Here is a 14,196-nt window from a genome sequence, read left to right on the forward strand (position 1 = left end):
ACTGCGAGCGTAACTCTGCGCGACGGTGCGAGCGCCCTGTGTGCGTGCCGCGCGTCGTGCGCGTCGCGGTCACCGGGCCGCGGGATCCGGTTCTCGGATCAGGGTTCGGATCCGTCGGGCCGGGCTCGTCGGATCGGCGTCGGGGGCGTCGGGTCGGGGGCGTAGGGCCGGGTCAGCCCGCTCTGAGGGCCATCGTCATCGCCTCCACCGCCAGGAGCGGGGCCACGTTGCGGTCGAGGGCGTCGCGGCAGGCGGCGATGGCCTCGAGGCGGCGGAGCGTGGATTCGGGGGAACTGCCCCGGGCCAGGCGCTCCAGGGCGTCCTCCGCGTCCGTGTTGGCGAGGGCGGTGCGGGAGCCGAACTGGAGGGCGAGGACGTCGCGGTAGAAGCCGGTGAGGTCGGTCAGGGCCACGTCGAGGCTGTCCCGCTGGGTGCGCGTCCTGCGGCGCTTCTGCATGTCCTCCAGTTCCTTGACCACGCCCGCGGTGCCGCGCGGCAGCCGGCCGCCCTGGGCCGCGCCGAGCGCCGCCTTCAGCTCGTCGGTCTCCTTGGTGTCCCTCTCCTCGGCGAGCTGTTTGGCGTCCTCGGCGGCGGCGTCGACGAGTTCCTGGGCCGCCTTGAGCGCGCTCCCGACGTCCTCGACGCGCAGCGGCAGCTTCAGCACGGCGGCACGGCGCTCGCGGGCGGCCGGGTCGGTGGCCAGCCGGCGGGCCCGGTCGACGTGCCCCTGGGTGGCGCGGGCCGCGGCGGCGGCGACGTCCGGTTCGATGCCCTCACGGCGTACGAGCAGGTCGGCCACGGCCTCCACGGAGGGCGTGCTCAGGTTGAGGTGGCGGCAGCGGGAGCGGATCGTCGGCAGGACGTCCTCGACGGAGGGGGCGCAGAGCAGCCAGACCGTGCGGGGCGCGGGCTCCTCCACCGCCTTGAGGACGGCGTTGGCGGAACTCTCGTTCAGCCGTTCGGCGTCCTCGACGAGGATCACCTGCCAGCGGCCGTTCGCCGGTGCGGTGAACGACTTGCGGACGGTGTCGCGCATGTCGCGCACCAGGATCATCGCGCCGACGGCGGCGATCGTGCTCACGTCGGCGTGGGTGCCGATCAGGGCGGTGTGGCAGCCGTCGCAGAATCCGCAGCCCGGGGATCCGCCGAGCGCGCGGTCGGGGCTGACGCACTGGAGGGCGGCGGCGAAGGCGCGCGCCGCCCGGTTGCGCCCCGCGCCGGGCGGTCCGGTGAACAGCCACGCGTGGGTCATCCTCGACGCCTCCGGCGGCGGGCCGTCGGCCGCCGCGGCCGTGACGAGGGCATCGGCGTCCCGCGCGGCGGCGGCGAGCTGGTCGCTCACCCGCTGCTGCCCGACGAGGTCGTCCCACACGGTCACGGGTCACGCCGCCCTTCCGTCACGTCCATCACGTACATCGCGTCCGCCGCGTACATCGCGTCCGCCGTTCATTGTCCACCGGCCGGTTCCGGCGGCCGGTTCCGGCGGCCGGTTCCGGCGGCCGGAGTCACCGCCCGCGTCCATTGTGGGGGTGACCACCGACAGTCCGGGACCGGTCGCGGGGCAGGCTCCGGGAACGGCACCGGGCGGGGGCCGTCGTTCCGCCCCCGCCCAGTGCCGGCACCCCGGTGCACCGCCGCTCGTGTCAGCGGCGCCGCCCCTTGCCCTTGCCCCGGCCGCCCTCGTCGGGTCCGCCCGGCTCGCCCCGCTCGTCGTCGCGCGGGCCCAGCAGTTCGTCGGCCAGGGTCGGCAGGTCGTCCAGCGGGGTCTCCTCGGCCCAGTCCGAGCGCTGCCTGCGCCGGTCCGGCATGTTCTCCAGGTCGACGCGGGGCAGCTCGCGCGTGCTGGCCACCTCGTCGTCGTCCCGGGTGATCGCGGGGAGCACCGCCGTCTCCTCCGTGTCGCTCGGCGGCGGGACGGCCGGCAGCACCTCGGTCTCGTCGGCCGCCCCCGGTGCGACCGACACCTGCGGCAGCTCGGTGGTCACCTCGGCCTCGGACAGCCCGGAGGACCTGCCCCCGTCGGACCGTCCCCCGCCGCCGGCCCACGCGGAGTCGCGCCCGTCCTTGCGGAACCGGTTCGAGGACCCGCCGGAAGCCGGCCGTCCGTCCTCTCCGGCCGCGTCACCCGTCGTCCCGGGCGGCACCGCCGTCCCGTCCGCCGGGGCCGACCCGCTCCGCGCGTCCGCACCACCGGACGTGCCCGGAGCACCGGACGCGTCCGCACTGCCGGACGCACCCGTTCCTCGCGGGGCGTCCGGTCCGCTCGACGCGTCCGCACCACGCGCCGCGTCGGCCCAGCTCACCGTGGCGGGGCCCGCCTCCGCCGCGGCCGCGGCCCGCTCCGCGAGGCGCCGGGCCTCCTCGGCCCGCCGCAGTGCCTCCTCGGCCTTGCGCTGCTTCTCCAGGCGCAGCGCCTCGGCCTCGGCGCGCAGCCGCTCCTCCTCCTCGGCCTGCTTGCGGCGGCGCTCCTCCTCCGCCTTGCGGCGGGCCTCCTCCTCCGCGCGCGCCTTCTCCTCGGCGAGGAGCCGCTGCCGCTCCTCCTCGGCACGGCGGGCGGCCTCCTCGGCGCGCTGCCGCGCCTCCTCCGCCTGCCGCTCGGCCTCGCGCCGCTGCGCCTCCTCCAGCTCGCGCCGCTTGCGCTCCTCCTCCTCGGCACGCAGCCGCGCCAGCTGTTCCTGGCGCTCGCGCTCCAGGCGCTCCTCCTCGGCCTTGCGCGCCGCTTCCTCCTCCGCCTTGCGGCGGGCCTCCTCCTCGGCCTTGCGCCGGGCTTCCTCGATGGCCCTGGCCTCGGCCTCGGAGAGCGGCAGCACCTGGTCGAGCCGGTGCCGGATCACCGTGGTGACCGCCTCCGGTTCCCGGCCGGCGTCGACGACCAGGTACCGGCCGGGGTCGGCCGCGGCCAGCGTGAGGAAACCGGCCCGCACGCGCGCGTGGAACTCGGCGGGCTCCGACTCCAGCCGGTCCGGCGCCTCAGTGAATCGCTCGCGCGCGGTTTCCGGCGCCACGTCCAGGAGCACGGTGAGGTGCGGTACGAGGCCGTCGGTGGCCCAGCGGTTGATGCGGGCGATCTCGGTCGGCGACAGGTCGCGTCCGGCACCCTGGTAGGCCACCGAGGAGTCGATGTACCGGTCCGAGATGACGACCGCGCCGCGCTCCAGGGCGGGCCGTACGACCGTGTCGATGTGTTCGGCGCGGTCCGCCGCGTACAGCAGGGCCTCCGCGCGGTGGGACAGCCCGGCGCTCGAGACGTCCAGCAGGATCGACCGCAGCCGCTTGCCGACCGGCGTCGCCCCCGGCTCGCGCGTGAGCACGACTTCGTGGCCCTTGTTCCGGATCCACTCGGCGAGCGCCTCGGCCTGGGTGGACTTCCCGGCCCCGTCGCCGCCCTCCAGGGCGATGAAGAAGCCGGTGCCCGCGACCGCGGGCCCGGGGTCGTCGCCGCCGAGCAGCGCGTCCCTCAGGTCGTGGCGCAGCGGCACCCCGGAACGGTCGTCGACCTTGGCCAGGACGAGCGCGGCCACCGGCAGCAGCAGCGCGCCCACCAGCATCAGGGTGAACGCGGCACCGCCGTGCGCGAAGACGAACCGGCCGCTCTCCAGCCGGTGCGGTCCGACGGCCGCGGCCACCAGCGGGGCGAGCAGGGCGCCGAGGGCCACGAAGACGCGGACCACCGCGTGCAGGTGCTCCGTCGTCCGGGCCCGCCGCTGGTCCTCGGTCTCCTGGTCGAGCAGGGTGTGCCCGGTGTTGGCCGCCGTGCCCGCGCCGACGCCGGCCAGCGCGGCGATCAGCAGCACGCTGGTGACGTCCGGTACGAGTCCGGCGGCGAGCAGCGCGACGCCGGTGCAGGCGAGCGCCAGCGCGAGCAGCCGGCGCCGCGACAGCGACGGCAGCAGGGACGGCGCCGTCCGTATGCCGACGACGACACCGCCGGTCAGCGCGGCCACCAGCAGGCCGTACAGCACGGGCCCGCCGCCGAGGTCCTTGGCGTGCAGCACGAACACCGCGACGGCGGCCGACACCGCGGCGGCCACGGACGCGGAGGCGAGCACCAGCAGCGGCAGGGCGCCGGTGCGGCCCCTGTCCGGGCCGGAGCCGGTGGTGCTCTTCGGGCGGCGCAGGCCCTCCAGCGGCGACCGCGGGCGCGGGGTGCGCGTACCGGGCAGTTCGAGGAACGTCACCATGGACAGCGACGCGGCGAACAGTCCGGCCGCGACGTACGAGGCGAGCGCCGCCTGGTGCTGGTCGAACCAGGCGATGCCCGTGCCCAGCAGGTTGTTGAGGAGTCCCGCGACGACGAGGACGAGGGCCGCGGCCGGCACCGCCACGAAGCCCGTGCGCAGCGACAGGCGGCGCAGCGCGTCCAGGTGGTCCGGCAGGGGCCGTACCGTCGCCCCCTCCAGGGGCGGGGCGGGCAGCAGCGCGGGCGCCGCGCTCTCGCGGCAGACCGTCCAGAACCGCTCGGCGACCGACGTCACGAAGGCGGTGACGAGGAGCAGGGCGAGTGCCCGGTCGGGCGTCCAGTCGATCCACAGCGGCGCGACGATGAGCAGGGCCGCCCGCAGTCCGTCCGCGGCGACCATGGTCCAGCGGCGGTCCAGGGGGCCGCCGGGGGAGGTGAGCGAGGTGAGCGGGCCGAGCAGGACGGCGCCGAACAGCAGCGTCGCGAGGATCCGCACCCCGAAAACGGTCGCCACTGCGAACGCGGCGCCCCGGTAGCCGCCGCCGAACGATCCTTCGGCGACCGCCGCCTGGAGAGCGAGGAGCACCAGCACCAGGAGGGCGAGGACATCGCCGACACCCCCCACGAGCTGCGCGCTCCAGAGGCGTTTCAGCTGCGGGCGACGCAGCAGGGCACGGACCGCGCGCTTGCGGGAGTCCGCGACCAGGGCGTCGTCGGGGGCCGTTTGAGGGGCCGTTGGCGGCTCGGATCGCGTCATGCGTTCAGCCTATCGGCCCGTACCGGCACCTCGGACTTCCGCCCTGACATGCACACGCCCTGACACCGAAGTGTTGCCGAGACGTTCGCATTCCGAACCCCCGTGAAGATCCACACCGGAGAACGGGCAGGTCCCGGGGGTCCCCGGGCTCAGCGGACGATCCGCCGGAGCCCCGGGGCGCCTGGTGGCCCCGGGAACTCGCGTACCCCCATCAGGTCCTGAAAAACCCTCAGCCCTCGGCTCCGGCACCGTTCGAAGCGGCCGTCGTCTTCTTCGCGGCGGCGGCCTTCGTGGCCGTGGCCGCGGCCGTGGACGCGGACGCCGTCTTCTTCGCCGCCGTCGTCTTCTTCGCCGCGGTCTTCTTGGCGGCCGCGGTCTTCTTCGCCGGGGCCTTCTTGGCCGCGGTCTTCTTGGCGGCCGACTTGGCCGGGGCCTTCTTGGCCGTCTTCTTCGCGGGCCCCTTGGCGCGCTTCTCGGCGAGCAGCTCGAACCCGCGCTCCTGGGTGATCGTCTCGACGCTGTCGCCGGAACGCAGGGTCGCGTTGGTCTCGCCGTCGGTGACGTACGGGCCGAAGCGGCCGTCCTTCACCACGACCGGCCTGCCGCTGACCGGGTCCTCGCCCAGCTCCTTCAGCGGCGGCTTGGCCGCGGCCCGGCCCCGCTGCTTGGGCTGGGCGTAGATCGCCAGCGCCTCCTCCAGCGTGATCGTGAAGAGCTGCTCCTCGGACTGCAGCGACCGCGAGTCGGTGCCCTTCTTCAGGTACGGCCCGTACCTGCCGTTCTGCGCGGTGATCTCCACGCCTTCGGCGTCGGCGCCGACCACGCGCGGCAGCGACATCAGCTTCAGCGCGTCGTCGAGCGTCACCGTGTCCAGGGACATCGACTTGAAGAGGGAGGCCGTGCGCGGCTTGACCGCGTTCTTGCCGGTCTTCGGGGTGCCCTCGGGGAGGACCTCCGTGACGTACGGACCGTAGCGGCCCTTCTTGGCGACGATCTCGTGGCCGGTCGCCGGATCGGTGCCCAGCTCGCGGTCGCCGCTCGGCTCGGCGAGCAGTTCCTCGGCCAGTTCGACGGTCAGCTCGTCCGGCGCCAGGTCGGTCGGGATGTCGGCCCGCTGGTGGCCCTCCGCGTCCTTCTCCCCGCGCTCGATGTACGGGCCGTAACGCCCGACCCGCAGCACGATGCCGTCGCCCACCGGGAACGACGACACCTCGCGCGCGTCGATCGCGCCCAGGTCGGTCACCAGTTCCTTGAGGCCGCCGAGGTGGTCCCCGTCGCCGTTGCCCGCCTCGGCCGCGCCGCCGGTGTGGCCCGGGACGGGGCCGCCGTCGGGAGCCGCCTCACCGAAGTAGAACCGCTTCAGCCACGGCACGGACTGCGCCTCGCCGCGCGCGATGCGGTCGAGGTCGTCCTCCATCTTGGCGGTGAAGTCGTAGTCGACGAGCCGGCCGAAGTGCTTCTCCAGCAGGTTGACGACGGCGAAGGAGAGGAAGGACGGCACGAGGGCCGTGCCCTTCTTGAACACGTAGCCGCGGTCGAGGATCGTGCCGATGATCGACGCGTACGTCGACGGGCGGCCGATCTCCCGCTCCTCCAGCTCCTTGACCAGCGACGCCTCGGTGTAACGGGCCGGGGGCTTGGTGGCGTGGCCGTCGGCCGTGATCTCCTCGGCGGTGAGGGCGTCGCCCTCGGCGACCTCGGGCAGCCGGCGCTCGCGGTCGTCGAGTTCGGCGTTCGGGTCGTCCGCGCCCTCGACGTAGGCCTTCAGGAAGCCGTGGAAGGTGATGGTCTTGCCGGACGCGGTGAACTCGACGTCCCGGCCGTCGGCCGCCGTGCCGCCGATCTTCACGGTGACCGAGTTGCCGGTGGCGTCCTTCATCTGGGAGGCGACGGTCCGCTTCCAGATCAGTTCGTAGAGCCGGAACTGGTCGCCGGTCAGGCCGGTCTCGGCGGGGGTGCGGAAGCGGTCGCCGGAGGGGCGGATCGCCTCGTGCGCCTCCTGCGCGTTCTTCACCTTCCCGGCGTAGGTGCGCGGCTGCGGCGGCAGGTAGTCGGCGCCGTACAACTGCGTGACCTGGGCGCGGGCGGCAGCGACCGCCGTCCCGCTCAGCGTCGTCGAGTCCGTGCGCATGTAGGTGATGTAGCCGTTCTCGTACAGCTTCTGCGCGACCTGCATCGTGGCCTTCGCGCCGAAGCCGAGCTTGCGGCTCGCCTCCTGCTGCAGCGTCGTCGTGCGGAACGGGGCGTACGGCGAGCGGCGGTACGGCTTGGACTCGACGGACCGTACGGAGAACCGGGTGTTCTCCAGGGCGGCGGCCAGGGCGCGGGCGTTCACCTCGTCGAGCTGGAGGGTGTTCGCGCTCTTCAGCCGGCCCAGGGAGTCGAAGTCGCGGCCCTGTGCGACGCGCCGGCCGTCGACGGTCTGCAGGCGGGCGAGCAGCGAGGACGGGTCGGAGGCGTCCCCGGCGCGGCCCGCCGGAGCGAAGCCGGAGACGGGCGAGAAGGTGCCGGTCAGGTCCCAGTACTCGGCGGAGCGGAACGCGATGCGCTCGCGTTCCCGCTCGACGACGAGCCGGGTGGCGACGGACTGGACGCGGCCGGCGGACAGCCGGGGCATGACCTTCTTCCACAGGACCGGCGAGACCTCGTAGCCGTAGAGGCGGTCGAGGATGCGGCGGGTCTCCTGGGCGTCGACCAGCTTCTGGTTGAGCTGGCGCGGGTTGGCCACGGCCGCGCGGATCGCGTCCTTGGTGATCTCGTGGAAGACCATCCGCTTGACCGGGATCTTCGGCTTGAGCACTTCCTGCAGGTGCCAGGCGATGGCCTCGCCCTCGCGGTCCTCATCGGTGGCGAGGAAGAGTTCGTCGGACTCCTTCAGCAGGTCCTTGAGCTTCTTGACCTGGGCCCGCTTGTCGGCGTTGACCACATAGATCGGCTGGAAGTCGTGGTCGACGTCCACACCGAGGCGGCGGACCTCACCGGTGTACTTCTCGGGCACCTCCGCGGCGCCGTTGGGAAGGTCGCGAATGTGCCCGACGCTCGCCTCGACGATGTAGCCAGGGCCGAGATAGCCCTTGATCGTCTTCGCCTTGGCAGGCGACTCGACGATGACGAGTCGGCGGCCGCCCTTCGCGGTCTCGCTGGTCGGGGACAACTTCGCTCTTCTCTCCGGATCGACGCTGGGGTCTCCCCGGGCTCTCGTCCCGGGGTCGGGTCTGCATTCACGGTTCGTGACGCTGCGGAGTGTGACGGTACCTCCCGCCCCCGTGTCAAACGGGAAAAGCCCGCAACGGCCACTCGAACGGTAACCCGACTTGCACCGTTCCTGCCGCCCGGACCGTCCAGACCCTGCCCGCCCGTCTGCGGAGCGCGACCCCCCGGCCGCCGAAATCCCCTGTGCGCCCGTGGCGCTCAGAGGCGGGTGAGGCACCACACCCCGACGACGAGGGAGGCCAGCGAGACGAGGCTCGCGACGGTGGCCGAGACGGCCGGATCCACACCCTGGGCCACCGGGCGACGCCTGTGGACGCTGGTCGCGATCCAGGCCGACAGTCCGCCTCCGAACAGGCAGAACACCAACCCCGCGAAGATCGCCGGTCCGTTCTCCATGGTCTCCCGAGCCCTTCTTCCCGGTCGCCGACGCCGGGTCCGGGGTGAGGCTCGCACGCGCGGACGGCGGGAAGGCGAACCGGAAGTGAACGCGGGGGCGACGGGGACCGGGGCCCCGGCGGCCGGCCCTCGGCGGGGAGGTCCGAAACGATGCGGAAGCCGGCGGACCCGTCGCCCTCCCGGTCCCCCGCCGCGCCTTCGCCGCCCCGGATCCCCGTGCCCGCGCCCCGGCTGGGGCGCGGGCGCCTCCGTCCGCCTCCGGGACCCACGCGTCCCACCGGCCCCGGGACGCGGGCCCCTGAAGCGGCCCCGGGATCCGCATTCCCGGACCGGCCTCAGGACCGGCAGCCCCCGGACCGGCCTCAGACCGACGTCCCCCTGGACCGGCCTCAGGACCGGCAGCCCCGGCCGCTCCCGCCGGCCCGGCAGGCCCGAGGGGCCCGGCGGACCCGGTCGGCCTGACGGGTCCGGCAGGCCCGTCCCGTCACTTCACCGGCTCCAGGAAGCCCTGCTCCACGAGCAGCCGGATCTGGGACGGCGTGCGGTCGCGCAGCAGGACCGGGTCCTCACCGAGCAGTTGGGCGATGGCGTCGAGGATGCGGCCCGCGCTCATCGTGCCGTCGCTCACACCGGCGAAGCCGGCGCCGACGGTGTCCACCCGGGTGGCCCGGCGCATCCCCCGGTTCTGGCGCAGCACCACGTGTTCCGGATCCTCCGCGCCGGGCAGCCCGACCTGCTCCTGCACCACCCCGGCGGCCAGCCTGAAGCGCGCTTCGAGCAGGGCCGCGTCGTCGTGCGCGCGGAGGTGGTCGAGCCGCTCGAAGTGGGCCCGCACGGTGTCCCCGAGCGGCTGCTCGACCGGATGCGACCACTCCTCCACCGTGATCGAGGGCCGGTCGCCGCCCGACCTGCGCAGCGTGATCCAGCCGAAGCCGACCGCCTTCACGCCGCGCGCCTCGAACTCGTCCAGCCAGGCGTCGTACCGCGCCCGGTACTCGGCCGTGTCACCGCGGTGGTCTCCGGCGTCCCGCAGCCACAGCTCGGTGTACTGGTTGACGTCCTGCACCTCGCGCTGCACGATCCAGGCGTCGCACCCCCGGGGCACCCACGACCTGAGCCTGTCCTGCCAGTCCTCCCCCTCGACGTGCTGCCAGTTGGCGAGGAACTGCGCGAACCCGCCGTCGCCGAGCCGCTCCCCCGCCTCCTGGACGAGCGTGCGGCACAGGTCGTCCCCGCCCATCCCGCCGTCGCGGTAGGTGAGCCGCGCGCCCGGCGAGATCACGAAGGGCGGGTTGGACACGATCAGGTCGTACTTCTCGTCCGCGCGGACCGGCTCGAACAGCGACCCCTCCCGCAGGTCGGCGGCCGGGACCCCGGAGAGGGCCAGGGTGAGCGCGGCGATGTGCAGCGCGCGCGGGTTGACGTCGGTGGCCGTCACGCGCGTGGCGTGCCGGGTGGCGTGCAGCGCCTGGATGCCGGAACCGGTGCCCAGGTCGAGCGCGGAGGCGACGGGCGTGCGGACGGTGATGCCGGCCAGGGTCGTGGACGCCCCGCCGACGCCNNTCCAGGCAGGCGTCGGCGGGCAGCACGTCCGCCACGCGCGCGTACGGCACGGGTTGCTGCAGCAGGAACAGGCGTACGAGGGTCTCCAGCGGGCCGTCCCCGCGCGTGGCCCGGAAGGCGGGCACGGTCTCGCTGCGGGCCAGCGCCGCGTACGCGGGGGCGCCGAGCAGTTCGAGCAGCCCGTCAGCGGTGAAGGATGCCCCGAGCAGCGCGTCCCGGAGGCGGGCGGCGGTGTCGGGACGGTCGGACGAGGGCAGGGGCGGCAGGCCGGGGTTACTCACACCCCCATTGTGGCCGCCGCCCTCACCCCGCGCGTGTCGTGCCCGTCGCGCACGCCCCGGCGGCCGCCGCGGTCACGGGGCCGCGGGAGTGGGGGCGGCCGTGCGCCGTCGCACCGTCAGCCCGTCGTGGCCGGCGCCGAACCGGTGGCCGTCCGGCAGCTGGGCTGCCGGGCCATCGCCTCTCCGACCTCGCCCTCCTCCAGCGTCTCGAGGGCGTCGTTGCCGCTCTTGCTGAGCTTGTCCAGCTCGGCGGCGATGTCCTTCAGGCCGTCGGCGAACTTCGCCTGGTCGTCCGTGTCGAGCCCGTCGACCTGCTTCTTCAGGGAGGCGTACGAAGCGGAGATGCCGTTGAGCTCCTTGACCGCGTCCGTCTGCTTCTTCTCGCCGTTCTCGACGTCCGGCGCCCCGGCCCTGGTCACGGCCGCACCGATCGCCTTGTAGGCGTCGGACATGTCCTGGAAGGCCTTCGAGTCGGTCTTTTGGACCTCTTCCGGGGTGCTGTTGTCCGAGGTCTCCTTCTGGATCGCGGCGTTGGCGGCCTGGATCTTCTTCGCCTGCGGCTGCACCGCCCCGCAGACCTGGTCCGCCCAGGAGTTCAGCTTCTCGTTGTCGTCGTCACTGCTGCCGCATCCCGTCAGCGCCAGTACCAGTACCGCGCCGCCGGACAGCGCGGCCGCGAGCTTCTTGTTCACCGGATCGGCCCCTTCCATGGCTCCCGGCCCCGGAACATACACGCCGGATGCGCGACATCTCCCCGTCGAACGTCCGCTAAGATCACTTTTGAAGCCATTTGCACCATCGAGAGAAGGCTCACGACAGGGGCGCGCACCGCACGGCGCGGGCGGGCGACGCGTCGTCACCGCGCGCCGCCCGCCCGCACCTTGTTCCGGTCCCGGGGCCCTCCTACGAAACCACCGCCGGATCGGCCGTTCTGGAGTCCGGTTCGGCATCGCCTTCGTCGCCCATGGCGATCCCGCGCCGTTTGGACACGTACACCGAACCGACGATCACCGCCAGGGCGAGGACCGCGACCAGCACCCGCGCGCCGACGTTCCGGTCCGCGCCGTAGGAGAACTGGATGACCGCGGGCGCGATGAGCAGCGCCACCAGGTTCATCACCTTCAGCAGCGGGTTGATGGCCGGCCCCGCGGTGTCCTTGAAGGGGTCGCCGACGGTGTCGCCGATGATGGTCGCCTCGTGGGCCTCGCTCCCCTTGCCCCCGTGGTGGCCGTCCTCGACGAGTTTCTTGGCGTTGTCCCAGGCGCCGCCGGAGTTGGCGAGGAACACCGCCATGAGCGTGCCCGAGCCGATCGCGCCCGCCAGGAAGGCGCCGAGCGCCCCGACGCCGAGCGTGAACCCGATGAAGATGGGGGCCATCACGGCCAGCAGACCGGGCGTGGCGAGTTCGCGCAGGGCGTCCTTGGTGCAGATGTCGACGACCTTGCCGTACTCCGGCTTCTCGCTGTAGTCCATGATCCCGGGCTTCTCGCGGAACTGCCGCCGCACCTCGAAGACCACCGAACCCGCCGAACGGGACACCGCGTTGATCGCCAGCCCCGAGAAGAGGAAGACGACCGCCGCGCCCGCGACGAGCCCGACGAGGTTGTTGGGCTGCGAGATGTCCATCATCAGGCTCAGCGGCGCACCCTCACCGCTGAGCCGTTCGCCCACGTCCCGCGCGCCGGTGGTGATGGCGTCGCGGTAGGAGCCGAACAGGGCCGCCGCCGCGAGGACCGCGGTGGCGATGGCGATGCCCTTGGTGATGGCCTTGGTCGTGTTGCCGACGGCGTCCAGGTCGGTGAGCACCTGGGCGCCGGCGCCCTCGACGTCGCCGGACATCTCGGCGATGCCCTGGGCGTTGTCGGAGACCGGCCCGAAGGTGTCCATCGCGACGATCACACCGACCGTGGTGAGCAGGCCGGTGCCGGCCAGCGCCACCGCGAACAGCGCCAGCATGATCGACGTGCCGCCGAGCAGGAACGCCCCGTACACGCCGAGGCCGATCAGCAGGGCGGTGTAGACGGCCGATTCGAGCCCGAGGGAGATCCCGGCGAGAATGACGGTGGCCGGGCCGGTGAGCGAGGTCTTCCCGATGTCCTTGACGGGACGCCGGGTGGTCTCGGTGAAGTAGCCGGTGAGCTGCTGGATCAGGGCGGCGAGCACGATGCCGATGGCCACCGCGACGAGCGCGAGGATCCTCGGGTCGCCGTCCTTGCCCAGGACCGCCGCGTCGGTGACGCCGTCGAGGTCTGCGTACGACGACGGCAGATAGCTGTACACGGCGACCGCGACCAGGACGAGCGAGATCACCGCGGAGATGAAGAAACCGCGGTTGATCGCGCTCATGCCGCTGCGGTCGGCGCGTCTGGGGGCCACCGCGAAGATGCCGATCATCGCGGTGAGGACGCCGATCGCGGGCACGAGCAGCGGGAAGGCCAGTCCGGCGTCGCCGAACGCGGCCGAGCCCAGGATCAGCGCGGCCACCAGCGTCACGGCGTACGACTCGAACAGGTCGGCCGCCATGCCCGCGCAGTCGCCGACGTTGTCGCCCACGTTGTCGGCGATGGTCGCGGCATTGCGCGGATCGTCCTCCGGAATGCCCTTCTCGACCTTGCCGACCAGGTCGGCGCCGACGTCGGCGGCCTTGGTGAAGATGCCGCCGCCCACCCGCATGAACATCGCGATCAGCGCGGCCCCGAGCCCGAAGCCCTCGAGGACCTTCGGCGCGTCGGCCGCGTACACGAGCACCACGCAGGCGGCGCCCAGCAGGCCGAGCCCGACGGTGAACATGCCGACCACGCCGCCCGTGCGAAAAGCGATCTTCATCGCTTTGTGCGAGACGGCGGTGAGGTCCTTTTCCGGCTCTCCGGGAGCCGGTGTCGCCTCGCGGGCCGCCGCGGCGACCCGCACATTGCTGCGGACGGCGAGCCACATGCCGATGTATCCGGTGGCCGCCGAGAACGCCGCGCCGATCAGGAAGAACACCGATCGTCCGGCGCGTTGATTCCAGTCGTCGGCGGGGAGCAGCAGGAGCAGGAAGAACACGACGGCGGCGAATACGCCGAGCGTGCGCAGTTGGCGGGCCAGATAGGCGTTCGCGCCCTCCTGGACCGCCGCGGCGATCTCCTTCATTTTCTCGGTGCCCTCGCCGGCCGCGAGGACCTGGCGCACCAGGACCCCCGCGACGGCCAGTGCCGCCAGTGCTACGACCCCGATGACCACCACGAGCACACGGTTGCCGTCGGTCAGCACGGCGGCCGCGAGGGAGATGGGTTGGCCCGGCTGATGTGAGAGGGAAAGCCCCGCCATTCGTCCTCCTTGACGCTTGGGCTGAGCTCAAGATGTGGACGGGATTGTAGGTACCAGGGACCTGATCAAAACAGAGTGCGTTAAATGTAAATGGCCGCACATGCTCTTCGCACAATGATCACCGGCGGCCTCGGGACCGGAATCCGTAATGCCACTGGGGCATTCGACGGGATCATTCACCTGATCAGACGAATGATCCTTTCGGTGATCGAGCGGAAACCGTTTCGATCATCCGATCGATCGTGAATCAATTCACTCGGTGAACGGTACCGCGGACCGCTCGCACGGGAGCGTTCGCATCGGAGCGCTCACACCGAAGCACTCGCACCGGGCCGTTCCCGCGGGGGCCGTTCGACGGGGGTGGCCGGGCAGGGACCACTGTAGGCGCGGGCGAGAACGCCCGCACGGGGCGAAGGACCCCATGGGTGGGGTCCTTCGCCCCGTGCGGGCGTTCGGGTGAAGCCGGCGCATCGGGTGACGCGCGCACAGCCGGGTGG

At 72.9% G+C, this 14,196-nt stretch carries 7 protein-coding genes and 1 pseudogene; all 8 read right to left on the bottom strand.

The annotated features are described in order from the left end of the window. Positions 1 to 172 precede the first annotated feature (172 nt). Positions 173 to 1,378, bottom strand: a complete 1,206-nt coding sequence (locus AOK18_RS17015; protein ID WP_055572566.1) for a DNA polymerase III subunit delta' — start codon at positions 1,376 to 1,378, stop codon at positions 173 to 175. Positions 1,379 to 1,643: 265 nt separating this feature from the next. Beyond that, positions 1,644 to 4,937, bottom strand: a complete 3,294-nt coding sequence (gene tmk, locus AOK18_RS17020; RefSeq protein WP_055694932.1) for a dTMP kinase — start codon at positions 4,935 to 4,937, stop codon at positions 1,644 to 1,646. A 229-nt stretch (positions 4,938 to 5,166) separates the two neighbouring features. Then, positions 5,167 to 8,091, bottom strand: coding sequence for a type I DNA topoisomerase (gene topA / locus AOK18_RS17025; protein WP_055694933.1), 2,925 nt, complete (start codon positions 8,089 to 8,091; stop codon positions 5,167 to 5,169). Between the two features lie 257 nt (positions 8,092 to 8,348). Further along, on the bottom strand, positions 8,349 to 8,546 hold the full coding sequence (locus tag AOK18_RS17030; protein ID WP_055572563.1) for a hypothetical protein: 198 nt from the start codon (positions 8,544 to 8,546) through the stop codon (positions 8,349 to 8,351). A 484-nt stretch (positions 8,547 to 9,030) separates the two neighbouring features. Continuing rightward, positions 9,031 to 10,107: methyltransferase (locus tag AOK18_RS17035; protein WP_240503211.1), on the bottom strand; the 1,077-nt coding region annotated here is incomplete at its 5' end. 2 nt (positions 10,108 to 10,109) lie between these two features. Next, positions 10,110 to 10,390: pseudogene (locus tag AOK18_RS34405) on the bottom strand (DUF7059 domain-containing protein); the annotation flags it as partial. A 116-nt stretch (positions 10,391 to 10,506) separates the two neighbouring features. Further along, positions 10,507 to 11,100, bottom strand: a complete 594-nt coding sequence (locus AOK18_RS17040; RefSeq protein WP_055694934.1) for a hypothetical protein — start codon at positions 11,098 to 11,100, stop codon at positions 10,507 to 10,509. Between the two features lie 193 nt (positions 11,101 to 11,293). Continuing rightward, on the bottom strand, positions 11,294 to 13,699 hold the full coding sequence (locus tag AOK18_RS17045; RefSeq protein WP_055694935.1) for a sodium-translocating pyrophosphatase: 2,406 nt from the start codon (positions 13,697 to 13,699) through the stop codon (positions 11,294 to 11,296). Positions 13,700 to 14,196 lie beyond the last annotated feature (497 nt).

Origin of the sequence: Streptomyces prasinopilosus, from assembly GCF_001419695.1 — a bacterium.
In the GTDB taxonomy this organism is placed as follows: Bacteria; Actinomycetota; Actinomycetes; order Streptomycetales; family Streptomycetaceae; genus Streptomyces; species Streptomyces prasinopilosus.

What these genes read in the sequence shown, in the direction of transcription:
- tmk (WP_055694932.1), bottom strand. Translation starts at nt 4,937, where the DNA reads ATGACGCGATCCGAGCCGCCAACGGCCCCTCAAACGGCCCCCGACGAC.
- AOK18_RS17030 (WP_055572563.1), bottom strand. Translation starts at nt 8,546, where the DNA reads ATGGAGAACGGACCGGCGATCTTCGCGGGGTTGGTGTTCTGCCTGTTC.
- AOK18_RS17040 (WP_055694934.1), bottom strand. Translation starts at nt 11,100, where the DNA reads ATGGAAGGGGCCGATCCGGTGAACAAGAAGCTCGCGGCCGCGCTGTCC.
- AOK18_RS17045 (WP_055694935.1), bottom strand. Translation starts at nt 13,699, where the DNA reads ATGGCGGGGCTTTCCCTCTCACATCAGCCGGGCCAACCCATCTCCCTC.